Raw genomic sequence first — 21,878 nt, forward strand, 5'->3', positions numbered from 1 at the left:
TCGGCCTTGCGCAGCTGCCGGGCCAGGCCGACCACGGCCCGGTCCGCCTGGAACTGGGCGAACGACTGCTCCAGGAGCTCGCGGGAGCGGTGCCGTCCGTAGGCGTGGACCGCGGGGCGGCGTCGCTGGCCACCAGCACCGCCGAGCTCGACACCGCCGCGGGGCGGCTCGCCTCGGGTGCCGACGAATCGGCGAGTGCCGGCGCCGAGGTCGCCTCCGGAGCCGCGTCGCTGAGCTCCGGCGCGACCTCGGTCGACGAGGGCGCCCACCAGCTGAGCGCCGGCCTCGACGAGCTCGCGGCCCAGAGCCCGTCGTACTCCCAGCAGCAGGAGAAGGCCCTGAAGCGGGTGGTCAGCGAGCCGGTGGCGCTGACCACGTCGGTGGCGAACACCGACCACGGCAACGGGTGGCTGCTCGGCGTCGTGCTCGGGGTGGTGCTCTGGCTGGCCGCGCTGCTCGGGGTGCTGCGCCGCGGCCTCGGGCCGGTGGTGGGGCAGTCGGCGACGCCGGTCTCCTCGCGTCGGCTGACCGCCCTGCAGCTCGGCCCGGCGACCGGCCTGGCGCTCCTCCAGGGCGTGGCGGTGCTGATCGCGGTCGTCCTGGTCGGCGTCGGCGCCGCCAGCCCGGTCGCGCTCGGGCTGCTGACCGTGCTGGCCGCGGTCACCTTCACGCTGGTCGGGGTGAGCCTGCGGTGGGCCTTCGGCCGCGCCGGGATCGTCGCCTTCGTCCTGTTCCTGCTGCTCCAGGCTGCGGCGCTGGGCAACGTGCTGCCGATCGAGACCGCGCCCGCGCCGATGCCGCTGCTCAACGCGGTGCTGCCGCTGCCGGCGTACGTCGACGCCACCAGCCAGCTGGTCGCCGGGGGGTCCGGCGGCTCGTTCCCCGGGGTGGTCGCGGTGCTGGTCGTCTGGGGCCTGGGCTCCTGCCTGCTGGCGCTGCTGGTCGTCCGCCACCGCAGGTTCGCCGCGCCGCCTGCGGTGGCCACCGGCTGAAGCGCGGGTCAGGGGGTGGGGGAGGAGACCTCGTCGATCACCAGCGCGACGTGCAGGGAGACCCGGATGTCGGGGTCGTCGAGGTCGACGCCGAGGACGCGCCCGGCCTTGGCCAGCCGGTCGTAGAGGACCGGGCGGGAGACGTGCAGGCTGGCCGCGGCCCCGGACTTGCTGCCGGGGTGGGTCAGCAGGGCGCGCAGCGTGGCCAGCAGCTGCGTGCCGTGCGCGGCGTCGTGCTCGCGCAGGGGGTCCAGCTCGCGGGCGGCGAAGAGGGTCAGCCGCTCGTCGGCGCCGAGCATCCGGAGCAGGCCGCGCAGGTGCACGTCCTCCAGCCGGTGCACCAGCGGGCCGCCCGCCTCGGCGTCCGGTCCGCCCGGGCGGACCGACTCCACCACGTGCTGGGCCTCGCGCAGCGTGCGGTCGACCGTCGCGGCCCGGTCGACCGCACGGCCGGCGCCCACGGTCACCGCGTAGCGGCGCAGCACCCGGGCCGCCAGGTCGTCGACGGTCCGGTCGGCGTCCGCGGTGGTGGGCAGCGAGAGCAGCGCGCGGACGTCGTGCTCGACCTCGCAGACCAGGGCCGGTACCCGGAGCTGGTCCGCGGCGAGCACCGTCGCGGCGATCACCTCGTCCACCAGGGTCTCCGGCGGCGCGGCGTCGGGCGTGGCGACGCCGCCCTCGCGCCGCGGGCGCAGGCTGACCCCGACCAGCCGGCGCCGCTCGGTCGGCAGCCCGGCCAGCTCGCAGCGGCGCAGCAGGTCCGCCGAGGTGGGGTCGGTGAGCAGGCCGAGCAGCAGCTCGTGGTGGGTACGCCGGAGCAGGCCGTCCCGCTGCCGGTCGTGCAGCCGGTGCAGGGCGAGCGCGGCGGCGGCCCGCTCGGTCAGCGCGACGAGCCGCTGCGAGGGCGGCTCGGGTGACTGCACGACCAGCCGCCCCCAGCCGCGCTCGCGCTTGCCGATCCGGGTGACCAGCCACCCGCTCGCCGGGTCCCAGCCGGTCCGCCCCTCGGGCGCGACGGTCCGGGAGCGGGCCGCCCAGCCGGACAGGAACCCCGCCTCGTCGTCGGGGCCGACGCGGTAGTCGAGGACCTGGTGCTGCTCGCTCTCGACCACGACCGTGGCGCCGGCGAGCCGCTGCACGGCGGCCAGGATCTCGCGCGGGCCGGCCTCGCCGAGGCTGAGCTCGGTGAACGTCTCGTGCACCCGCTGGGTCTCGCGGAGCTCGGCGAGCTGCTCGTCGACCAGCCGCTCGCCGACGCTCTGGGTGACGGCGGCGAACCGGACCTCGCGGGGCAGCGCCACCAGCGGTAGCCCGTGCCGCTCGCACGCGGCGACCAGCGACTGCGGCACGCTGTCCCAGCGGCGGCCCAGCTCGATCACCAGTCCGGCCGCGTCGCTCTCGGAGAGGCTGGCGGCGAACGCCTCCAGACCGGTGGCTGTGTCGGGCATCGCGATGCCGGTGCTGAGCAGCAGGTCGCCGGCGCGGAGCAGGGGAGCGATGTCGGCCAGCTCGGCGGCGTGCACCCAGCGCACCGGGCGGTCCAGGGTGTCGCCGCCGGCGAGCACGACCGGGCCCGCGGCGCGCAGCACCGGCATCGCGAGCACGTCGGCGACCGAGAGCGTCCCCACGCCGTACCTCCCTGGGGTCCGGTGGCGGATCCTTGCCGACATTCCGTCGGCAGATGTTCTCCGATCCTACAGAACGTAGGGCATTGCCGAGCGGTCCGGGCAGCAGGATGGAGCCCTCAGCGACGCAAGGAGAGACGCATGACCACCGACCTGCCCCAGATCGGCCACTGGGCCGCCGGCGCCCCGTTCGCGGGTGCCTCCGACAGCTGGGCCGACGTGACCAACCCGGCCACCGGCCGCGTGACCGGCAAGGTCGCCCTGGCCAGCCGCGCCGACGCCGACGCCGTGATCGGTGCCGCCAAGAGCGCCGCGAAGGCGTGGGCGGACACCTCGCTCGCGCGCCGCACCCAGGTCATCTTCAACTTCCGCGAGCTGCTCAACGCCCGCAAGGGCGAGCTGGCCCACCTGATCACCGCCGAGCACGGCAAGGTCTACTCCGACGCACTCGCCGAGATCGCCCGCGGCCAGGAGGTCGTCGAGGTCGCCTGCGGCATCTCGCACCTGCTCAAGGGCGGCCACACCGACGCCGCCTCCACCGGCGTGGACGTCTACTCCAAGCGCGCCCCGCTCGGCGTCGTCGGCATCATCAGCCCGTTCAACTTCCCGGCGATGGTCCCGATGTGGTTCTTCCCGGTCGCGATCGCGGCCGGCAACACCGTCGTCCTCAAGCCCAGCGAGAAGGACCCGTCCTCCGCGATCTGGCTGGCCGAGCTGTGGAAGGAGGCCGGTCTGCCCGACGGCGTCTTCAACGTGCTCCAGGGCGACAAGGTCGCCGTCGACGCGCTGCTGCAGTCCCCGGACGTGGCCGCGATCAGCTTCGTCGGCTCCACCCCGATCGCGCAGTACGTCTACGAGGAGGCCAGCCGCCACGGCAAGCGCGTGCAGGCCCTCGGCGGCGCCAAGAACCACATGGTCGTCCTCCCCGACGCCGACCTCGACCTGGCCGCCGACGCCGCCGTCAGCGCGGGCTACGGCTCCGCCGGCGAGCGCTGCATGGCCGTCAGCGTGCTGGTCGCCGTCGAGCCGATCGCCGACGACCTCGTCGCCCGGATCGCCGACCGCACCCGCACCCTGCTGATCGGCGACGGCGCCGCCGCCGCGACCACCGACGGCGACGGCCGCGAGGCCGACATGGGCCCGCTGGTGACCCAGGCGCACCGCGACCGCGTCGCGGGCTTCATCGACTCCGGCGAGGCCGCCGGCGCGAAGGTGGTCGTGGACGGCCGCGACGTGCAGCCGCGCGGCGAGGCCGACGGCTTCTGGGTCGGCCCCACCCTCTTCGACCACGTCACCACCGACATGGACATCTACACCGAGGAGATCTTCGGTCCGGTCCTGGCCGTCGTGCGGGTGAAGTCCTACGACGAGGCGCTGGAGCTCATCAACGCCAACCAGTACGGCAACGGCACGGCGATCTTCACCAACGACGGCGGCGCCGCCCGGCGCTTCGAGAACGACGTCGAGGTCGGCATGATCGGCGTCAACGTGCCCGTCCCGGTGCCGGTCGCCTACTACTCCTTCGGCGGCTGGAAGAAGTCCCTCTTCGGCGACACCCACGCCCACGGCACCGAGGGCGTCCACTTCTTCACCCGCGCCAAGGTCGTGACCTCGCGCTGGATCAACCCGTCCGCACGACCCGAGGGTGGCCTGCAGCTGGGCTTCCCGCAGAACGACTGAGGCCGGGCAGATGACCGCGACCCCGACCTTCCGCCAGGACCTGACCGACCCCGACCGCGCCTACGAGCTCGACCGGGCCCACGTCTTCCACTCCTGGTCCGCCCAGGCCCAGCTCGACCCGATGGTCGTGACCAAGGCCGACGGCTCGTACCTGTGGGACCGCCACGGCAACCGGCTGCTGGACTTCACCTCCCAGCTGGTCTTCACCAACCTCGGCCACCAGCACCCGCGCGTCGTGGCCGCCATCCGGGAGCAGGCGGCGACGCTGTGCACCGTCGCCCCGGCGTACGTCAACGGCGCCCGCTCCGAGGCCGCGCGGCTGATCGCGTCGCACACCCCGGGCGACCTGAACCGCGTCTTCTTCACCAACGGCGGCGCGGACGCCAACGAGCACGCGATCCGGATGGCGCGGCTGCACACGGGCAAGCACAAGGTCCTCTCGACCTACCGCTCGTACCACGGCGGCACCCAGCTGGCCATCAACGTGACGGGCGACCCGCGCCGCTGGCCGAACGACAACGGCTCGACCGGCAACGTGCACTTCTTCGGGCCGTTCCTGTACCGCAGCCCGTTCAACGCGACCACCGAGGAGGAGGAGTGCCAGCGCGCGCTGGCCCACCTCGAGCAGGTGATCGCGCTGGAGGGCGCGAGCACCATCGCGGCGATCATCCTGGAGTCGATCCCCGGCACCGCCGGCATCATGGTGCCGCCGCCGGGCTACCTGGCCGGCGTCCGGGAGCTGTGCGACAGGTACGGCATCGTCCTCATCGCCGACGAGGTGATGGCCGGCTTCGGCCGAACGGGGCGGTGGTTCGCGATCGAGCACGCCGACGTCGTACCGGACCTGATCACCTTCGCCAAGGGCGTGAACTCCGGCTACGTGCCGCTGGGCGGCGTGGCGATCAGCGAGGCGATCTACTCGACCTTCGCCGACCGGGCCTACCCCGGCGGGCTCACCTACTCCGGGCACCCGCTGGCGTGCGCGGCGGCGGTGGCCACCATCGAGGCGATGGAGGACGAGGGCGTCGTCGAGCACGCGGCCGCCCTGGGCGAGCAGGTCTTCGGTCCGGGCCTGCGGGCGCTCGCGGAGAAGCACGAGTGGATCGGCGAGGTCCGCGGCGTCGGCGCCTTCTGGGCCGTCGAGCTGGTCAGCGACCGTGCGACCAAGGAGCCGCTGGCGCCGTACGGCGGCAGCAGCCCGGAGATGGCGGCGCTGACCAAGGCGTGCGTGGGCGGCGGGATGCTCCCGTTCGTGAACTTCAACCGCATCCACACGGTGCCGCCGCTGACCACCTCGTTCGCGGAGGCCCGCGAGGGCCTGGCGGTCCTGGACCGGGCCCTCACCGAGGTGGCCGGCGCCTGAGCCCGTCGTCACATGGATTCTGGCCCCCGACACGCCGGTGGAAGGGGCCAGGATCCATGTGACGCGGCGAGAGTCCGACCCGCGGACTACTCCGGTCCGGAGCCGGCCTCGACCTGCTGCGCCAGGTACTGCTGGAGCCCGACCCGCTCGATCGCGTCGAGCTGGCTCTCGAACCAGTCGGCGTGCTTCTCCTCGTCGCGGACCATCTCCTCGAAGACGTTCGCGGTGCCGTGGTCGCCGAGGTCGTGGCACTCCTGGGCGGAGGCGTTGAACTGGGCGACGGCCGCGCGCTCGCTGGCCAGCGCCAGGGTGAGCATCTCCTCGGCGGTCTCGCCGACGGTGATCGCGTTGAGCTTCTGCACGTTGGGGTGGCCGTCGAAGAGCAGGACCCGGTTGATCAGGTCGTCGGCGTCCTTCATCTCGTCGATCGAGAGGTCGTAGAAGACCTTCCCGAGCTTGCCCAGGCCCCAGTTCTCCAGCATGCGGGCGTGCAGGAAGTAGGTGTTGGTGACGGTGAGCTCGAACGTCAGGGCGTCGTTCAGGAGCTCCACGACTCGCGCATCAACTGGCTGCACCTTCGACCTCCAGGATGGTCTGCTCGACCTCCTGATGTTCACACACCAGAGCCTTCACTGTGAAGATGCACGTCCCACAGTCTTGGGCGGCGCCGGTACGGCGGCAGACCGCCGCCGTCGTGCGCGCCCCGTCGCTGATCGCCTCGGTGACGTCACGGTCGCTGACGACGCGACAGTGGCAGACGATCAAGGTGCGCTCCGGCGGTTCGTGGGGGAAGTGAGGTAAGGGTAACCTCGCTATCTCCGGAGCGCCAATTCAAGTGGCGGACGTCACATTCCGCGCCGGATCGGACCTCAGGCGGTGGGCACGCCCGCCGCGGCGAGGTCGACGAAACCGCCGCCGTTGACCACGTCGGTGAAGCCCAGGTCGAGCATCCGGGCGACCGCGCCGCCGGCCCGGTTGCCCGAGGCGCAGTAGACGACGTACGACGCGTCCCGGTCCAGCGAGGCCAGCCCGGCCTCGAAGTCGGGCCCGCTGACGTCCAGGTTCGCCGCGCCGGCCAGGTGGCCCGCGGCGTACTCCTCCGGGGTCCGTACGTCGAGCGCGAACGCCCCCGCGTCGAGGGCGGCGACCGCCTGGGCGGGCGTCACGATCGCGGTCGGGTCGGTGACGGCCGGCGCAGCCACGCTGCTGGTGCCGCTGCTGGTGCCGCTGCCGCCGTCCGCGGTGAGGGCGTCGATGCTCTGCCAGGCGGTGTAGCCGGCGACCGCGACCAGCAGCGCCGCGAACCCGATCGCCAGCTGGCGGGCCGGGAGCCGGGACGCCAGCTGCTTGCCGAGCACGGAGGCGACCATCGCCGCCAGCGCGAACGGGACCACGACCTGCCAGTCCACCGACGGGCCGCCGATCCTGGACAGCAGGGAGGTGCCGGAGTTGATCGCCACGATCATCAGCGAGGTGCCGACGGCGACGGGCAGCGGCAGGCCGAGCACGACGACCAGCGCGGGCACGACCACGAAGCCGCCGCCGACCCCGAAGAAGCCGGTCAGCAGGCCGACGCCGAGCGCCGTGGCGGCGACCGCGACCGGAGAGGCGGAGGTCCGGGTGGTCTCGTCGGTCCGGGCCAGGGTCGAGACCGAGCCGCCGCCGCGCGCCGCGGGCGGCTCGTCGGGGGCGCCGCGCCGCCGCCCGCCGATCCGGTCGGAGACCATCGCAGCCGCGGCCACCACCATGAGCGCCGCGAAGCCGAGCAGCAGGACGTTCTCGTCCACGCTGTGGTTGAGCCGGCTGCCGACCCAGGCGCCCGGCAGTCCGACCAGGCCGAAGACCAGGCCGACCCGCCAGCGCACCTGGCGGCTGGCGACGTAGGAGGCGACGCCGCTGAGCGCGGAGGCGCCGACGATCACGAGGCTGCCGGTGGTGGCCGCCGCGGCGGGCTGGTCGAGCAGGTACACCAGTGCCGGGACGGTCAGGATCGCGCCGCCTCCGCCGAGGCCGCCGAGGACGGCGCCGATGGCGAGGCCGAGCAGGACCGCCTCGATCAGGGTGGCGTCGAGCACCGAGGTCACCCGTCCTGGCCGTGGCCGGGGAGGGTCAGCTCGAGGCCCGCGCCGTGCCAGGCCATCACGCCGCCGGCCAGGTTCACCACGTCGAAGCCGGCCGTGGCCAGCATGGTCGCGGCGCGCCGGGAGCGGCTGCCCGAGCGGCACACCGCGACCACCCGTACGCCGGCGGGGACCCGCGACGGGTCGAGGTCGCCGAGCCGCATGTGAACCGAGCCGGGGATGTGCCCGGCCGCCCACTCGTCGTCCTCGCGCACGTCGAGGAGCAGGGCGCCCTCGCCGGCCAGGGCGAGCGCGCGGGCCGGGTCGACGTCCTCGATCTGGTGGGTGTCGGTGGCGGTGTCGGGGGTGGGCTGGTCGGTCATGCGAGTCTCCTCGTCTGGCGGCCGGCGGTGACGCTGGCCTCCAGGTGGTGGGGGCGGGTGAGGTCGGTGACGAGGCCGAAGCGGTCGCCGCGGACGACGGTCTGGCGCCACTCGACGGGCCGGCCGCCGAGCTCGCCGAGGCGGTCGATGACCAGGGCGGCGGTGCGGTCGGGGATGTCGAGCAGCACGCGCTCGGCGGTGGTCGGCACGGCGGCGCGGATCTCCTCGCGGCCGCCGGTCAGGCGCACGCCGCAGCGGGCGCTGAGCTCGCCGTAGAGCGAGGTCTGCGTGAAGTCGGCCTCGAGCAGGGGGGCGGCGATGCTGGCCGGGAGCCAGGCGCGGTCCATCGCCAGCGGCTCCTCGTCGAGCAGGCGGATCCGCTCGAGGTACACCAGCGGGGTGGACTCCTCCAGGCCGAGCCGCGCGGCGACGGTGCCGTCGGCGCGCGCGTCGAGCGCGCGGACGATGCTGCGCTGGCTGTGGCCGGTCTCCTGCGCCGAGGCGAAGATCGAGTAGAGCGTGCCCTGGGGCTGCGCGATCTCGGCGCTCGCCACCCGCGGCGCGCGGCCCCGGCCCGCGTCGAGCAGGCCGCTCTCCCGGAGGCGGCGCAGCGCCTCGCGCACGGTGTGGCGGCTGACGGCGTACTGCTCCACGAGGGCCATCTCGCCCGGGAAGGAGTCGACGAACTCGCCGGCGCGCAGCCGGCGCTCCACGTCGGACTGGACCTGCGCCCACAGCGGCAGCGCGCTGGTGCGGTCGACGGGCCGGGCGCGGGGGTGCTCGGGGACCACGGTGCTCCTCTCGGGGTTGTGCCGGGCCGTGCTGGGCAGGCTGTCGGTGGGTGGGCTGTCGGTGGGTGGGCGACGGGCCTTGTGGGGGTTGGCCCGACGCCCTACAGTAAATGTACGTACATCCGTACAGCGCCGCAAGAGGGCGGCGCATTCCCGATCGGAGGGACGCATGCTCCAGGTAGAGGTGCTCGAGACCAGTGAGCTCGGCGACCGCAGCTACGTCGCCCACGACGGCGAGGTCGCGATCGTGGTCGACCCCCAGCGCGACATCGACCGCGTGGAGGCGGCGCTCGCCGACCGCGGCCTGCGCTGCGCGGCGGTGGTGGAGACCCACATCCACAACGACTACGTCACGGGCGGCTTCGAGCTCGCCCGGCGCACCGGCGCGGACTACCTCGTCAACGGCGAGGACCCGGTCCAGTTCGACCGGCTGGCGGTCGGCGACGGCGACACCCACGAGGTCGGCGGGCTGCGGGTCACCGCGCTGGCCACCCCGGGGCACACCGTCACCCACCTCTCCTACCTCGTCGAGGACGCCTCCGGCGCCGAGGAGCCGGCGGCGGTCTTCACCGGCGGCTCGCTGCTCTACGGCTCCGTGGGGCGCACCGACCTGGTCGACGCCGACCGCACCGAGGAGCTGACCCGCGCGCAGTTCCACTCCGCTCGGCGGCTCGCCGAGCTGCCCGGCGACGTCCGCGTCTTCCCCACCCACGGCTTCGGCAGCTTCTGCTCCTCGGGCTCGGCGTCCGGCGGCGACTCCTCGACGATCGCGGACGAGCGGCTGCGCAACGACGCCCTCACCGCGCCCGACGAGGACTCCTTCGTGGAGACCCTGATCGCGAACCTCACCGCCTACCCCGCGTACTACAAGCACATGGCGCCCCGGAACCTGCAGGGCCCCGGCCCGGCCGACCTCAGCCCGCCGGCACCGGTCGACCCCGAGCAGCTGCGCAAGAGCATCGAGGCCGGGGAGTGGGTCGTGGACCTGCGCAGCCGGACGGCCTACGCCGGGCAGCACCTGGCCGGCAGCGTCGGGATCGAGATCGGCGACCAGTTCTCGACGTACCTGGGCTGGCTGATGCCGTGGGGGAGCGCGCTCACCCTGATCGCCGACTCCGCGGAGGAGATCGAGACGGCGCAGCGGCAGCTGGTCCGGATCGGCATCGAGCGCCCCGACGGTGCGGCGGTGGGCGAGGTGGCCGACCTCGCCGCCGACCCGGGCCAGCTGGAGAGCTACGAGCGCGCGACGTTCGCCGACCTCGCGGCGCTCTCGACCGAGGAGCGCGCCGGGATCGTGGTGCTGGACGCCCGCCGCGACGACGAGCGGCACGAGGACGCCGTCCGCGACTCGCTGCACCTCCCGCTGCACTCGCTCCTGGTGCGGATGGAGGAGGTGCCGGACGCCCCCGTGTGGATCTACTGCGCCAGCGGCTTCCGCGCCTCGATCGCGGCCAGCCTGCTCGCGCGCGCCGGCCACGACGTGACGCTGATCGACGACGACTTCGCGCAGGTGGCCGAGCTCGGGCTCAACTGAGCGGGGCGGCTGGCCGGCGGGGCGTCGTCACATGCGGATTGGCCCCAAAAACGCGAAAAATGGGGCCAATATCCATGTGACGATGGCCTGGCGCCGGCCCGAGGCACGACAGGCTCAGAAGGGGACGCGCTCCTCGTGCGCGGCGCGCACCAGCCGGAGCAGGGCCGCGATCCGCAGGCGCAGGCCGGTACGGCGCGGCGCCCCGGCGGGGTCGGCCGGCTGCGTCGGCTGCCCGTGCGCGGTCGTGGTCACCGCACCATGAGAACAGACCCCCGGGCGCCCGCCCGACCGGTCCCGCGGAGCGGACGGGCCCGGGGTGCGAGACTGGACCCATGCCGCTCCGCTCGCTGCGCCACGTGACCTCGCCCGTCTTCGACGCCGCCCAGCGGCTGGGGGCGCCGGCCCCGGCGCCGCGCCACCTCACGCTCGGCGGCTCCGAGCTCCCCGTGGCGGGGTCCGCGCGGGTCTACGTGTGCGGCATCACCCCCTACGACGTCACCCACCTCGGCCACGCGGCGACGTTCGTCTGGGCCGACGTGCTGGCGACCGCGCTCGACCTCACCGGCGCCGAGGTGCGCACCTGTCGTAACGTCACCGACGTCGACGACGTGCTGCTCGACGCGGCCCGGCTGCGCGGCGACCACTTCGACGAGCTCGCCCTGATGCAGGAGGCGATCTTCGACCAGTCGATGCGGGCACTCCGGGTGGCCACGCCGACCGAGCAGCCCCACGCCCGCCACCACATCGACGCCGTGGTCCAGCTCGCCCAGGCGCTGCTCGACGCCGGCGCGGCCTACGAGAGCGAGGGCACCGTCTGGTTCCGCGGCGCCGGCGTCGCCGAGGCCACCGGCCTGGACCGGGAGCGGCTGCTCGCGCTGTCGGCCGCGTACGGCGACCAGCCCGACGACCCCGCCAAGGCCGACCCCTTCGACGTCGCGGTCTGGCGCCCCTCCACCGACCAGCAGCCCGCGTGGCCGAGCCCGTGGGGCTGGGGCCGCCCCGGCTGGCACGCCGAGTGCGCCGCGATGGCGATGGCGGTCCACGGGCCGAGCGTCGACGTGCTGGTCGGCGGCGAGGACCTGGCCTTCCCGCACCACGCCTACCAGTCGGCGATGGTCGAGGCCGCCGCGCGGGTCACCCCGTTCGCGCGGGCCGTGCTGCACGTCGGCGAGGTCCGCATCAACGGCGAGAAGATGGCCAAGTCCACCGGCAACCTGGTGCTCGTCGACGACCTCCTCCGCGACGTCGCGCCCGCGACCCTGCGGCTGCACCTCCTCCACCGCCGGTACGCCGACGCGTGGGACTTCGACGCCGACGCGCTCGCCGCGACGCAGGACCTGCTCGACTCGCTGTACGCGGCGGCCAGCAAGCCCGGCGCCGGCGACCCGGTCGCGGTCGACGACGCGCTGCGTGCCGACCTCGACGTACCGGCCGCCGTCGCGGTGGCGCTGGAGCAGGGCGGGGAGTCCGCCCGCCGCCTGATCAGCGTGCTCCGCCTGGCCTGACCCCGGCCACCGGCGCCTCAGGTCGCCGCGACGGCGTCCAGCACGGCGAGCTTCGTCGACCGCCTCGCCGGCACGAGCGCGGCGAGCACCCCGAGCAGGACGCCGGCGACGAGGATCAGCACCAGTTCGAGCACGGGGATGCTCGGCGTCACCGAGGCGGTGCTGAGCCGGTTGATCGAGAGCACCAGCAGCACGGAGACGACCAGCCCCGCGATCAGCCCGCTGAGCGTGCCGAGCAGCGAGATCAGCACCGACTCCAGGGTCACCATCCGCCGGACCTTGGCGTCGGTCATCCCGATGATGCGCAGCAGGCCGAGCTCGCGGCGACGCTCCAGGATGGAGAGCGACATCGTGTTGATGATGCCGATCAGGGCGATGATCACGCTCATCAGCAGCAGGCCGGTGACCGCCTTGATGATGAAGTCGAAGATGGTGCCGACGAGCTGACCGATGGCGTTCCCGGGCTGGACGGTGATGTCGGGCCGCAGGTCGGCGATGTCCTCGATGTCGCGCTTGGTCTCGGACTGGGCGCCGGAGGCCACGTCGATGAAGGCGACCGTCGGCGCGACGTCGCCGACCAGGTCCTCGAAGGTCGCCTGGTCGACGATGCTGCCAGCCTGGGCGGCGTCGAGGCTGGGCTCCAGGAGCGCCACGACCGTGAGGTCGGAGCGCTGCCCGTCGGTGTCCTCGACGCTCACCGTGTCGCCCACCCAGGGCGCGTCGGCCTGGCCGAGGTCGAGCAGCGCGATGGTGCCCGGGCCGAGGTCGTCGAGGCTGCCGACCTCGACCTTGATGTCGGAGACGTCGGCGATGGCGTCGACGTCGCCGGAGCTGATCGGCATCACCTCGCCCCCGACCAGGACGGGCTCGCGGCGGAAGGGCACGACCTGCTCGACGTCGGGGACCTCCTCGAACTGCGCGATCAGGTCGTCGTCGACGCTGCCACCGGTGCTGGTCACGATGTAGTCGGCGGACTGGAGCTTGTTGATCTCCCCGACCGCGAAGTCCTTCATGCTGGTGCCGGCGACGCCGACGAGCGTCACCAGGAAGACGCCGATCAGCAGCGCGTTCGACGTGGTCGCGGTGCGCTTGGGGTTGCGGATCGAGTTGTCGACGGCGAGCCGGCCCTCGAGCCCGAACCGGGAGAGCAGGGGCCGGGCCAGCCGGGCGCCGCCCTTGGCGAGGTGGGGTGCGCCGACGAAGAGGCCGGCCATGAAGGCGAGGATGCCGCCGCCGATGGTCCACAGCCCGCCGCCGAACGCCATGCCGGCCAGGCCGAGCAGGACCAGGGCCAGGGCGATCAGGCCGCGGGTGCGGCTGAGCACGTTGCTCTCCACGGCCGCGTCGCGCATCGCCTCGATCGGCTCGGTCCTCGCCGCCCGTCGCGCCGGGATCATCACCGACAGCACCGTGATGATCGTGCCCAGCAGCAGCCCGCCGAGGACGTTGGCGACCCCGATCGTGGTGGCGCTGCCGGGCAGGCTGCCGCCGGTGATGCGCAGCGCGAGGTCGAGGAGCAGGGTCAGCGCGAAGCCGGCGACGACGCCGAGCACGGAGCCGACCACACCGATCACCAGGCCCTCGGTGCGCAGCGAGCGCTTGAGCTGGCGCGGGGTGGCGCCGATCGCGGCCAGCACCGCGAGCTCGCGCAGGCGCTGGGCGACGATCACGCTGAAGGTGTTGTAGATGACGAACCCGCCGACGAGCAGGGCGAGGATCGCGAACGCCTGCAGGCCCTGCTTGAGCACCTTGCCGAACGAGCCCGCGCTCTGGCGCTGGTCGGCACGGAAGTCGTCGCCGCTCTGGGCCTGGAACCCGGCGGGGACCACGTCCTGCGCCTCGTCGACCAGGTCGGCCTCCGCGTCCGAGCCGCGCAGGTAGTAGGTCTCGTAGCTGGTGTGGCCGTCGTTGAGCCAGTCGAACGCGTCGTCGGGGCTGATCGAGACCGTGCCGCTGCTGTCGATGGCGTCGGAGTTGCCGAAGGAGGTGATGCCGACGATGGTCACCGGCTCCGGTCCGGCGAGGGTGAGCAGCGTGACCTCGTCGCCGACGGCGAATCCCTCGTCCTCGGCGAGGCCCTGGTCGACCGCGATCTCGCCGGTGCCGGTCGGCGCCTCGCCGTCCTCGACGGTGAGCGGGTTGAGCTCCTCGTCGGTGACCCAGAGGCGGCCGGTGGTGTTGCTGGCGAAGGCCGCGCCGTCGTCGCCGAGGAAGCCGACGGTGCCGGTGACGATCCCGGCGCCGCCGTCGATCCCGGGCAGGTCGAGCAGCGCGTCCACGGCGCGCTGCGGCACCCGCAGCTGGCCGTCGGTGGCCGTGGCGTTGTCGACCTCCAGCGAGTCGTCGGGGATCACGGCGACCGAGACCGCGCCGTACTGCGTGTCGACGTCGCCCTCGAAGGAGTCGATGACGCGGTCGGAGATGAAGCCGACCGCGGTGTAGAAGCCGACGCCGGTGATGATCGCGACCAGGGTGGCGAGGTAGCGCCCGAGGTTGTGCCGGACGCTGCTGAGGACGAGCGTGAGCATGCCCGGACCTCAGCCCTCGAAGCGCTTCATCCGGTCCAGCACCCGGTCGGCGGTGGGGGCCTCCATGGAGTCGACGATCTGGCCGTCCTCCAGGAACAGCACCTCGTTCGCGTACGACGCGGCGTGCGGGTCGTGGGTGACCATCACGATCGTCTGCCCGGTGTCGTCGACCGCGCGCCGCATGAAGGTGAGGATCTCGATGCCGGTGCGGGAGTCCAGGGCGCCGGTCGGCTCGTCGGCGAAGATGATGTCGGGCCGCGGCACGAGGGCGCGGGCGACGGCGACGCGCTGCTGCTGGCCGCCGGAGAGCTGGCTGGGCAGGTTGCCGAGCCGGTCGCCCAGGTTGACCGTGGACACCACCGTGTCGAACCACTCCTGGTCCGCCTTGGTGCCGGCCAGGGTCAGCGGCAGCAGGATGTTCTCCCGCGCGGTCAGCGACGGGATCAGGTTGTACTGCTGGAAGATGAACCCGAGCCGGTCGCGCCGCAGCAGCGTGAGGTCGTTCTTGCTGAGCTCGGAGATGTCGGTCTCGCCGATGAAGGCGGAGCCGGAGGTGAGCCGGTCGAGCCCGGCGACGCACTGCATCAGCGTGCTCTTCCCCGAGCCGGACGGGCCCATGATCGCGGTGAACTCCGCCTGCGGGAAGTCGACCGTCACGCCGGCGAGGGCGTGCACCGCGGCCTCCCCGGTGCCGTAGGTCTTGCGGGCCTCGACGGCCCGGGCCGCCACTCGGGTCGCTTCTGCCGTGGTCACGATGGGCCTCCTGGGGGCCGCGGCCTGGGGCCGGTCGACGGTCGTGCGGGTCCGGGCATCACCCTGCCGTGAATCGGCGCACTCGGGAAGGCATTCGGCCAGGCTGGCCTCAGAGCCAGGCGCCGAGGTCGGGCACCCCGACCAGCGCGTGCGGGCGCCCCGACAGGTAGGCGGCCACCTCGGGCAGCGGCCCCTCGGGCAGCTCCGCCAGGTCGCGCTGGTCCCGGATCTCCTCGACCAGCGCCGCGAGGAAGGGCTCCGGCAGGTCGGCGAACCCGACGTCGGCGCCCAGGTCGACGGCGTGGATCCAGACCTCCCGCGAGCGCAGCCACGGGATCAGGTCGGCGGTGATCGTCCGGTTGCCGCGGGTGACCACCTCGGCGCGCCACTGCTTGTCGGTCAGCTCGGCCCAGGCGTCGGCGAGGGCCGCGGCGGAGGCGGCGGCCCACTCGGCGAGCTCGGCGGCCGGCCGCTGCGCCCCGGCCTCGATGTCGGCGGCGCGCTGCTCCCGGGAGACGTACATCGGGGTCGGCTCCCCGGTGCGGGCCCAGTGCGTGAGGCGGCCCAGCGCCTCCGCGTTGAGGGCGACGTGGGCGACCACGTGCTTGCGGCTCCAACCCGGCAGCACGCTCGGCGCCGACATCTCCTCCTCGCCCAGGGCCGCGACCGCGGTGGTGACCACCCCGGTGCCCTCGGCCGCCCAGGCGATCCGTGTCTCCAGCGTGTGGCTCATGGGTTCAGCGAACGCCGTCGGCGCCCCCGCGCGCAACCATCCGGTCCATCGCCAGCCCGGTGACGGTGGCCTGGACCGCCGCCATCACCACGCCGGCGACGACGCCGACGAGGACCGCCACGGGCAGCGACTGGCCTGGCCGCCACAGGGGCGTCGCGATGAGGAGGAACGCGCCGAGCGCGACCAGCCACGCCACCGCCGTCGCGACCACCCAGCGCCACGCGCGGCGGAGGTGGAGGCGCAGCTCGAGCCACTGGGCGCCGCCGATGGACGCGAGCAGCAGGACGCCCCCGATCCCCGCCGCGGCCCAGGCCGCGCCGGACGGCTCCTCGAACAGCGGCGACGCCCAGGTCGAGGGCGCCATCCCGAGCGCGTACGCGACCACGGCGGCGAGCGCCGTCAGCCGGGTCCAGCGGCCGGGGTCGAGCCCGGGCAGCAGGCGCCGCAGCACCGTGGCCTGGCCGGCGCCGAGCAGCGTCCCCTCGACCGCCCCGGCGGCCAGCAGGGCGGCGAGCACCACCGGCCACGCGGCGTCGGCGAGGGCGGCGCCGACGACGGCCGGCACCGCGAAGCCGAGCGCCTCGGTGAGGGTGACCAGGGCGATCCACAGCCGGAGGAAGGTACGCCGGTCCAGCGCCGCCCGCGGCCCGAGGTCGGCGCTGATCCGGATCGCGACCAGGTCGCCCGGCCGGTGCTCGACGACGTGCGCGGTGCCGGCCCGCCACCCACCGTCCGCCCAGACCTCCACCGCGGCGGGCGCCCGGAAGTGGCGCCACCAGCGCTTCTGGCTGGCCTGCCCCGACACGAGGTCGGCGCCGCCCGCGTCACGCTCCCACTGCACGGGCAGCACGACGGTGCGGCCGGCGGCGGAGACGTAGCGCAGCGCCGTCAGGTGACCGTCGACGAGGCGGCCCCACGGTGACCGGATGAGGCGGAGCGCGACCCGGTTCACCCGCGGCGTCCGGTCGTGCTCCATCCCCGCCTCCCCTCCGCCGCGACCGTCCGGGCGCGGCCCGCGTCAGCCGTGCAGCGTCGAGAAAAGGTCGTACACCATGTAGGCCGGCCAGAACAGGCCTTGGAAGATCGCGTAGGCGTGCTCCCAGAACCCGTCGGCGGCCATCCAGAAGTAGACCCAGGCACCGAAGATGCCGAGGCCGTAGAGGGCACCGCCGGTGGCGTTGTTGGCACCGGCACCCCTGTAGTCAGAACCCATCGCCCGCTCCTTCCGTCGTGGTCGGCTCCGCTCCCGCACTCGCTCCCGCCCCCAGCGTCGCGGCTCCGGGCGCCCACCGTCAGGGACCGAGGTCGCCCCGGTGGGGACCTTCGCCCGATCCGCTCGCGGACCTTCGGGGATTGACTGGAAGGCGGAAGGAGCGAATCCGGAGGAATCGTGCCCAAGGAGGCGTGATGATCACCTCAACGCAACGGGCCGGGGGACCCGTACATCTCGAGGGCCACCTCGACGAGGGCCAGAGCCGATGGCTGTGGCTGGTCAAGTGGCTGCTCGTCATCCCCCACTACGTCGTGTTGTTCTTCCTGTGGATCGCGTTCGCGGTGACGACCGCCGTCGCGTTCTTCGCGGTCCTGTTCACCGGGCGCTACCCGCGCTCGATCTTCGACTACAACGTCGGCGTGCTCCGCTGGAGCTGGCGCGTCGCGTTCTACGCCTACAGCGCGCTGGGCACCGACCGGTACCCGCCGTTCACGCTGGACGACGTGCCCGACTACCCGGCGCGGCTCAACGTCGACCCGCCCGGGGAGCTCTCCCGCGGGCTGGTGCTGGTGAAGTGGTGGCTGCTGGCGATCCCGCACTACCTGATCGTCGGGTTCTTCCTCGGCGGCGGCTGGTACGCCGCCAGCAGCGCCGACGAGTGGGGCTACGCGGGCCCCGGGCTGATCGGCCTGCTGGTCCTCTTCGCCGCCGTCGCGCTGCTCTTCACCGGTCGCTACCCGAGGCCGATCTTCGACCTGGTGCTCGGGCTGAACCGCTGGGTGCTGCGGGTGGCGGCCTACGTCGCGCTGATGACGGACGAGTACCCGCCGTTCCGGCTGGACACCGGCGGTGACGACCCCGACCTGGCGCTGACGTCCGAGGCGTCCGACGAGACGGGGAGCCCACCGGGCGGCATGGCGGCCGGCGGCGGCGCCGTCGCGACCGCGCCCGCTCCGCCGGCACCGCCGCAGGAGCGGAGGCCGGGGGCCTGGGGTGCCGGGCGCGTGGTCGCGCTGGTGCTCGGCTCGATGCTGCTGCTGGTCGGCACCGGCCTCGGCATGGCCGGGCTCGGGCTGGGCGTCGCCCAGGTCGGGCTGCGCGACTCCGACGGCTTCCTGGCCTCGGGTGACGAGCACCTGTCGACGCAGAGCTACGCCCTGGTCTCGGAGAGCATGGAGATGACCTACGACGGCCCGGACGCGCTGCTCGAGAACGTGCTCGGGGACATGCGGATCACGGCCGATCCGGACGGGGCGTCGCCGCTCTTCGTCGGCGTCGGGCCGACCGACGAGGTCAACGCCTACCTGACCGGCGTCGCCCACGACACCGTCACCGACTTCACGGGATCCGTGGGTGACCCGACCTACCGGCACGCCGACGGCTCGGCCCCGGTGGCGGACCCCGGCCAGCAGGACTTCTGGGCGGCCACCAGCACCGGCACCGGCGAGCGGGAGCTGACCTGGACCCCGGAGAACGGCGACTGGACGATCGTGCTGATGCGCGCCGACGGGCAGCAGGGTGTGGCCGCCGACGTCAGCGTCGGCGCCGAGGTGCCCGTGCTCGGCTGGGTCGCGGGCGGCATGCTCGGCACCGCGGTGCTGCTGGTCGGCGCCGGGATCGTGCTGGTGGTGGTCGCGCTCTACCCGCGGAGAGCATGATGGGCGGGTGGACAGCCCGCTGAGCGAGGAGAGTCGCAGGCCGACCGTCGCGGTGCTCGGCACCGGCATCATGGGCGCCGCGATGGCCCGCAACCTGGTCCGCTCGGGGCTGCCCGTCCGGGTCTGGAACCGCAGCCCGGCCAAGGCCGAGCCGCTGGCCGCCGACGGCGCCGTCGTCGCCGCCTCCCCGACGGAGGCGGTCGACGGCGCCGACGTCGTCCTGACGATGCTGTACGACGGAGCCTCGGTGCTGGCCGCGATGCGGCGTGCGGCACCGGGGCTGCGGCCGGGGCAGCTGTGGATGCAGTCCACCACCGTCGGCGTGGCCGAGATCGGCCCGCTGGCGGCTTTCGCCGCCGAGCACGGGCTGGCGCTCTACGACGCCCCGGTGTCGGGCACGCGGGAGCCGGCGGAGGCCGGCCAGCTGCTGGTGATCGCGGCGGGCCCGACGGCCCAGCGGCCGCGCCTGGCGCCGGTGCTCGACGCCGTCGCCGCGCGCGTCGTGTGGACCGGCGACGACGGCGGCGCGGGCACGTCCACGCGCCTGAAGCTGGTGGTCAACAGCTGGGTGCTGGCGGCGAACAACGCCGCCGGGGAGCTGGTCGCGCTGGCCCGGGCGCTGGGGGTCGACCCGCAGCAGTTCTTCGACCTCGTCGCCGGCGGCGGGCTGGACCTCCCCTACCTTCGGATGAAGGCGGCGCTCCTGGTCGACGGGCGCACCATGCCCGCCAGCTTCGCGGTGGCGACCGCGGCCAAGGACGCGCGGCTGATCGTCGCGGCGGCTGCGGCCCAGGGCGTCCGCCTCGACGGCGTCGAGGCGGCGGGCGCCCGGCTGGAGCGGGCCGTCGCCGCCGGCCTCGGCGAGGAGGACATGGCCGCCGCGTACACGGCCTCCTTCGAGGAGCTGCGGTCCGGCGACGGCGACCTACCCAAGTCGGGGTAGCGCTCGCCCGAGACGTCGGTCCGGGGTGCGCGGCGACGGATGCTGGTGCGTGGTGCGTCGGCGACCGACAGGAGTGGCGATGGACTTCGAGACGACCAGCATCCCGGGCGTGGTCCTGTTCACCCCGACCCCGCATCCCGACGACCGCGGCTTCTTCAGCCGCACCTTCGACGTCGACGTCGCGAAGGAGGCAGGGATCGACCCGGCGTCCTTCGTCCAGGACAGCCTGTCCCGATCGCACCGCGGGGTGATCCGCGCCCTGCACGTGCGGACCGGGGAGGGGGAGGGGAAGCTGGTCCGCTGCTCGGCGGGCCGGATCTTCGACGTGGTGGTCGATCTGCGACCTGGCTCGCCGGCGTACCTGAGCTGGTTGAGCTTCGAGCTCGATGGGGAGGGGCAGAGGTCGATCTTCATCCCGCCGGGCTGCGCCCACGGGTTCCAGGCGCTCACCGAGCCGGCGGACATCTCCTACCGGATCGATCGCCCGCACGACCCGACGTACAACATGACCATCGCCCACGACGACCCGCAGTTGGCCATTCCGTGGCCACTGGACGTCACGCTGATGTCCGCGGCGGACCGTGAGGCGCCGCCGCTGAGTGCGTTGACCGACCGGCTGACCGACGTCGTGCGCCTCCGCCCGTAGCGGTCGCGAGGGGCCAGCACCATGGCGGGATTCGAGATCGCACCTTGCGAATGGGCTTGGTCCCAGCGAGTCTGCTGCAGAGTCCTGACGAGGAGAACGTGATGGCCCGAGGAACCACGACGGTTGGCATGCTGCTGACGCTCGCGCTCCTGATTCCGGCGCTCGGGTGGCCATCGGCCTCCGCGCGGCGACCCCCGGATGATGCCTACGCGCAGGTCGGCGTGCCCGAGGGTGACCGCGGTGGTGCGGCCAAGGCGGCGTCCGTCTCGCTGCGACCGGTCGACGGTGCCGGGCAGGGCCCGTTCACGGGACGGCCGCCGATCGCGAAAGGCGCCTTCTACCCGATCGCGGTGTGGTTCGAGAGCGTGATCACCCCGAGCGACGTCCGCAAGGACGAGGCCGCGGGGCTCAACACCTACCTCGAGCTAACCGCCGACTCCCGGACCGACCTGGCCACCGAGGCGGGAATGCGCGTCGTGGCCTCCAACGTGCGCATGTCTCCCGGTGCTCCGTTCCTCCTGCCGGACGAGGTCGACATGTGGGCCGGTCCCGGCGACGACCCGTGGACCGGCAGCTGGCCGGAGGACGGGCAGGTGTGCATCCCGGCGGACGGTGCCTGCGGCTACACCATCGTCGACCAGGAGCTGAGTCGTGTCCCCGACTCGACGTGGGTGTACGGGCAGTTCGGCAAGGGCGTGATGATGTGGCAGACCAGGGCGCAGGCCCGGCGGTTCGTGAACACCGGCACGCACGCGGCTTCCTCGGACCTCTACTGGTTCACGGATCCGAACATCTGCGGTTCCTCCGAGGCCGGCTGGTTCCTCGGGATCGACGGTGAGGTTCCCGAACAGCGGTGCCGGGTGGGCTTCAACTACGGCAAGACCGTGCAGCGCATGAGGTCCCTGGTGCGGCCGCGCGGGAGGATCCCGATCTGGGTGTTCGTGGAGGTCGGCACCCCGTTCGACGGCTCGGGCGCGGTCAGCATCACCCCGGGGCAGATCCGGGACGCAGTGTGGAGCGGGATCATCCACGGCGCGAGGGGCGTCGCGTACTTCAACCACAACTTCGGCGGTGACTGCCTCAGCCAGCACGTGCTCCGTGAGACCTGCGGGAACCATGTGCGCCCCGCCGTGACGAAGCTGAACAACCGGATCAGCCGCCGTGCCCGGCTGCTGAACGCTCCCTTCGTCGATGGGCTCGTCAAGGTCACCGGCAAGCTGGACGTCTCCGTCAAGCTGCATCGGGGGCGATTCGTCCTGCTCGTGGGACGGAAGGCGAACGGGTCCGTGTCGGGCACGATCACCTTCCGGTGCGGGAAGCCTGTCCGGGCCGTCGACGGTCGCGCCGGCAGCATCCGTGTCGTCGATCGGCGCACCCTTCCGCTGGACCTGACCTCCCGGCAGTCGATCAGGATCCTGAAGCTGGACGGGGGCCACACCTGCGGGTTGACCGACTAGCGCCCGGCGCCCGG

Annotated in this window: 21 protein-coding genes; 9 read left to right on the forward strand and 12 right to left on the reverse strand. The window is 73.5% G+C overall.

The window, feature by feature from the left end:
- A partial coding sequence (locus tag ABLM29_RS17535) for an ABC-2 transporter permease (protein WP_349715674.1) occupies positions 1-992 on the forward strand: 992 nt, incomplete at its 5' end.
- Positions 993-1,000: 8 nt separating this feature from the next.
- Here the strand turns inward: ABLM29_RS17535 and ABLM29_RS17540 are convergent.
- Positions 1,001-2,620, reverse strand: a complete 1,620-nt coding sequence (locus ABLM29_RS17540) for a PucR family transcriptional regulator (protein WP_349715676.1) — start codon at positions 2,618-2,620, stop codon at positions 1,001-1,003.
- Between the two features lie 138 nt (positions 2,621-2,758).
- On the opposite strand from ABLM29_RS17540, the gene ABLM29_RS17545 reads away from it, so the two are divergent.
- Entirely contained in the window at positions 2,759-4,297 is a 1,539-nt protein-coding gene (locus ABLM29_RS17545) for a CoA-acylating methylmalonate-semialdehyde dehydrogenase (protein WP_349715677.1), read from the forward strand.
- A gap of 10 nt (positions 4,298-4,307) precedes the next feature.
- Positions 4,308-5,660, forward strand: coding sequence for an aspartate aminotransferase family protein (locus ABLM29_RS17550; RefSeq protein WP_349715678.1), 1,353 nt, complete (start codon positions 4,308-4,310; stop codon positions 5,658-5,660).
- 86 nt (positions 5,661-5,746) lie between these two features.
- On the opposite strand, the gene bfr is transcribed toward ABLM29_RS17550, so the two are convergent.
- From bfr to ABLM29_RS17575, 5 genes are all read right to left on the reverse strand, one after another.
- Positions 5,747-6,211 carry a bacterioferritin gene (gene bfr, locus ABLM29_RS17555; RefSeq protein ID WP_349715680.1) on the reverse strand — a complete coding sequence of 155 codons (465 nt, stop codon included), beginning with the start codon at positions 6,209-6,211 and terminating at the stop codon, positions 5,747-5,749.
- 10 nt (positions 6,212-6,221) lie between these two features.
- The gene (locus ABLM29_RS17560; protein WP_349715682.1) at positions 6,222-6,425 is read right to left on the reverse strand and encodes a (2Fe-2S)-binding protein; all 204 of its coding nucleotides are present in this window, start codon (positions 6,423-6,425) and stop codon (positions 6,222-6,224) included.
- 104 nt (positions 6,426-6,529) lie between these two features.
- Positions 6,530-7,735: a TSUP family transporter gene (locus ABLM29_RS17565; RefSeq protein ID WP_349715684.1), complete on the reverse strand. Its 1,206-nt coding sequence runs from the start codon at positions 7,733-7,735 to the stop codon at positions 6,530-6,532.
- A 5-nt stretch (positions 7,736-7,740) separates the two neighbouring features.
- On the reverse strand, positions 7,741-8,103 hold the full coding sequence (locus ABLM29_RS17570; protein ID WP_349715685.1) for a rhodanese-like domain-containing protein: 363 nt from the start codon (positions 8,101-8,103) through the stop codon (positions 7,741-7,743).
- Entirely contained in the window at positions 8,100-8,894 is a 795-nt protein-coding gene (locus ABLM29_RS17575; RefSeq protein WP_349715686.1) for a GntR family transcriptional regulator, read from the reverse strand. The genes ABLM29_RS17570 and ABLM29_RS17575 overlap by 4 nt, the downstream gene beginning before the upstream one ends.
- A gap of 169 nt (positions 8,895-9,063) precedes the next feature.
- Here ABLM29_RS17575 and ABLM29_RS17580 point away from each other — a divergent pair, with 169 nt between their 5' ends.
- Positions 9,064-10,428, forward strand: coding sequence for an MBL fold metallo-hydrolase (locus ABLM29_RS17580; protein ID WP_349715687.1), 1,365 nt, complete (start codon positions 9,064-9,066; stop codon positions 10,426-10,428).
- A 114-nt stretch (positions 10,429-10,542) separates the two neighbouring features.
- On the opposite strand, the gene ABLM29_RS17585 is transcribed toward ABLM29_RS17580, so the two are convergent.
- Entirely contained in the window at positions 10,543-10,680 is a 138-nt protein-coding gene (locus ABLM29_RS17585) for a hypothetical protein (RefSeq protein ID WP_349715689.1), read from the reverse strand.
- A gap of 80 nt (positions 10,681-10,760) precedes the next feature.
- Here ABLM29_RS17585 and ABLM29_RS17590 point away from each other — a divergent pair, with 80 nt between their 5' ends.
- Positions 10,761-11,933, forward strand: coding sequence for a cysteine--tRNA ligase (locus ABLM29_RS17590; RefSeq protein ID WP_349715691.1), 1,173 nt, complete (start codon positions 10,761-10,763; stop codon positions 11,931-11,933).
- Between the two features lie 17 nt (positions 11,934-11,950).
- On the opposite strand, the gene ABLM29_RS17595 is transcribed toward ABLM29_RS17590, so the two are convergent.
- The 5 genes from ABLM29_RS17595 to ABLM29_RS17615 all read right to left on the reverse strand — a co-directional run bounded on the left by ABLM29_RS17595 (position 11,951) and on the right by ABLM29_RS17615 (position 17,160).
- Positions 11,951-14,461: an ABC transporter permease gene (locus tag ABLM29_RS17595; RefSeq protein ID WP_349715693.1), complete on the reverse strand. Its 2,511-nt coding sequence runs from the start codon at positions 14,459-14,461 to the stop codon at positions 11,951-11,953.
- Between the two features lie 9 nt (positions 14,462-14,470).
- The gene (locus ABLM29_RS17600) at positions 14,471-15,217 is read right to left on the reverse strand and encodes an ABC transporter ATP-binding protein (protein ID WP_349715721.1); all 747 of its coding nucleotides are present in this window, start codon (positions 15,215-15,217) and stop codon (positions 14,471-14,473) included.
- Positions 15,218-15,323: 106 nt separating this feature from the next.
- A complete protein-coding gene (locus tag ABLM29_RS17605; protein WP_349715695.1) occupies positions 15,324-15,947 on the reverse strand; it encodes a maleylpyruvate isomerase family mycothiol-dependent enzyme in 624 nt (207 codons plus the stop codon).
- Between the two features lie 4 nt (positions 15,948-15,951).
- The gene (locus ABLM29_RS17610) at positions 15,952-16,923 is read right to left on the reverse strand and encodes a hypothetical protein (protein WP_349715697.1); all 972 of its coding nucleotides are present in this window, start codon (positions 16,921-16,923) and stop codon (positions 15,952-15,954) included.
- Between the two features lie 42 nt (positions 16,924-16,965).
- Positions 16,966-17,160: a hypothetical protein gene (locus ABLM29_RS17615; RefSeq protein WP_349715699.1), complete on the reverse strand. Its 195-nt coding sequence runs from the start codon at positions 17,158-17,160 to the stop codon at positions 16,966-16,968.
- Positions 17,161-17,354: 194 nt separating this feature from the next.
- On the opposite strand from ABLM29_RS17615, the gene ABLM29_RS17620 reads away from it, so the two are divergent.
- The 4 genes from ABLM29_RS17620 (at position 17,355) to ABLM29_RS17635 (ending at position 21,864) form a co-directional block, all read left to right on the forward strand.
- Positions 17,355-18,818: a DUF4389 domain-containing protein gene (locus ABLM29_RS17620; RefSeq protein WP_349715701.1), complete on the forward strand. Its 1,464-nt coding sequence runs from the start codon at positions 17,355-17,357 to the stop codon at positions 18,816-18,818.
- Between the two features lie 7 nt (positions 18,819-18,825).
- Positions 18,826-19,761 carry an NAD(P)-dependent oxidoreductase gene (locus tag ABLM29_RS17625; protein ID WP_349715704.1) on the forward strand — a complete coding sequence of 312 codons (936 nt, stop codon included), beginning with the start codon at positions 18,826-18,828 and terminating at the stop codon, positions 19,759-19,761.
- A 79-nt stretch (positions 19,762-19,840) separates the two neighbouring features.
- Positions 19,841-20,407 carry a dTDP-4-dehydrorhamnose 3,5-epimerase gene (rfbC, locus tag ABLM29_RS17630; protein WP_349715706.1) on the forward strand — a complete coding sequence of 189 codons (567 nt, stop codon included), beginning with the start codon at positions 19,841-19,843 and terminating at the stop codon, positions 20,405-20,407.
- Positions 20,408-20,508: 101 nt separating this feature from the next.
- Positions 20,509-21,864 (forward strand): hypothetical protein, encoded by a 1,356-nt coding sequence (locus tag ABLM29_RS17635; protein WP_349715708.1) that lies wholly within the window; start codon positions 20,509-20,511, stop codon positions 21,862-21,864.
- Positions 21,865-21,878 lie beyond the last annotated feature (14 nt).

Source organism: Nocardioides sp. YIM 152588 (genome assembly GCF_040191335.1).
Classification (GTDB): Bacteria; Actinomycetota; Actinomycetes; order Propionibacteriales; family Nocardioidaceae; genus Nocardioides.

Bases quoted from the DNA above. Each gene is read 5' to 3' on its own strand.
- ABLM29_RS17590 (WP_349715691.1), top strand. From the start codon at position 10,761: ATGCCGCTCCGCTCGCTGCGCCACGTGACCTCGCCCGTCTTCGACGCC.
- ABLM29_RS17595 (WP_349715693.1), bottom strand. From the start codon at position 14,461: ATGCTCACGCTCGTCCTCAGCAGCGTCCGGCACAACCTCGGGCGCTAC.
- ABLM29_RS17580 (WP_349715687.1), top strand. From the start codon at position 9,064: ATGCTCCAGGTAGAGGTGCTCGAGACCAGTGAGCTCGGCGACCGCAGC.
- ABLM29_RS17570 (WP_349715685.1), bottom strand. From the start codon at position 8,103: ATGACCGACCAGCCCACCCCCGACACCGCCACCGACACCCACCAGATC.
- ABLM29_RS17635 (WP_349715708.1), top strand. From the start codon at position 20,509: ATGGCCCGAGGAACCACGACGGTTGGCATGCTGCTGACGCTCGCGCTC.
- rfbC (WP_349715706.1), top strand. From the start codon at position 19,841: ATGGACTTCGAGACGACCAGCATCCCGGGCGTGGTCCTGTTCACCCCG.
- ABLM29_RS17545 (WP_349715677.1), top strand. From the start codon at position 2,759: ATGACCACCGACCTGCCCCAGATCGGCCACTGGGCCGCCGGCGCCCCG.
- ABLM29_RS17615 (WP_349715699.1), bottom strand. From the start codon at position 17,160: ATGGGTTCTGACTACAGGGGTGCCGGTGCCAACAACGCCACCGGCGGT.
- ABLM29_RS17550 (WP_349715678.1), top strand. From the start codon at position 4,308: ATGACCGCGACCCCGACCTTCCGCCAGGACCTGACCGACCCCGACCGC.
- ABLM29_RS17620 (WP_349715701.1), top strand. From the start codon at position 17,355: ATGATCACCTCAACGCAACGGGCCGGGGGACCCGTACATCTCGAGGGC.
- ABLM29_RS17605 (WP_349715695.1), bottom strand. From the start codon at position 15,947: ATGAGCCACACGCTGGAGACACGGATCGCCTGGGCGGCCGAGGGCACC.
- ABLM29_RS17610 (WP_349715697.1), bottom strand. From the start codon at position 16,923: ATGGAGCACGACCGGACGCCGCGGGTGAACCGGGTCGCGCTCCGCCTC.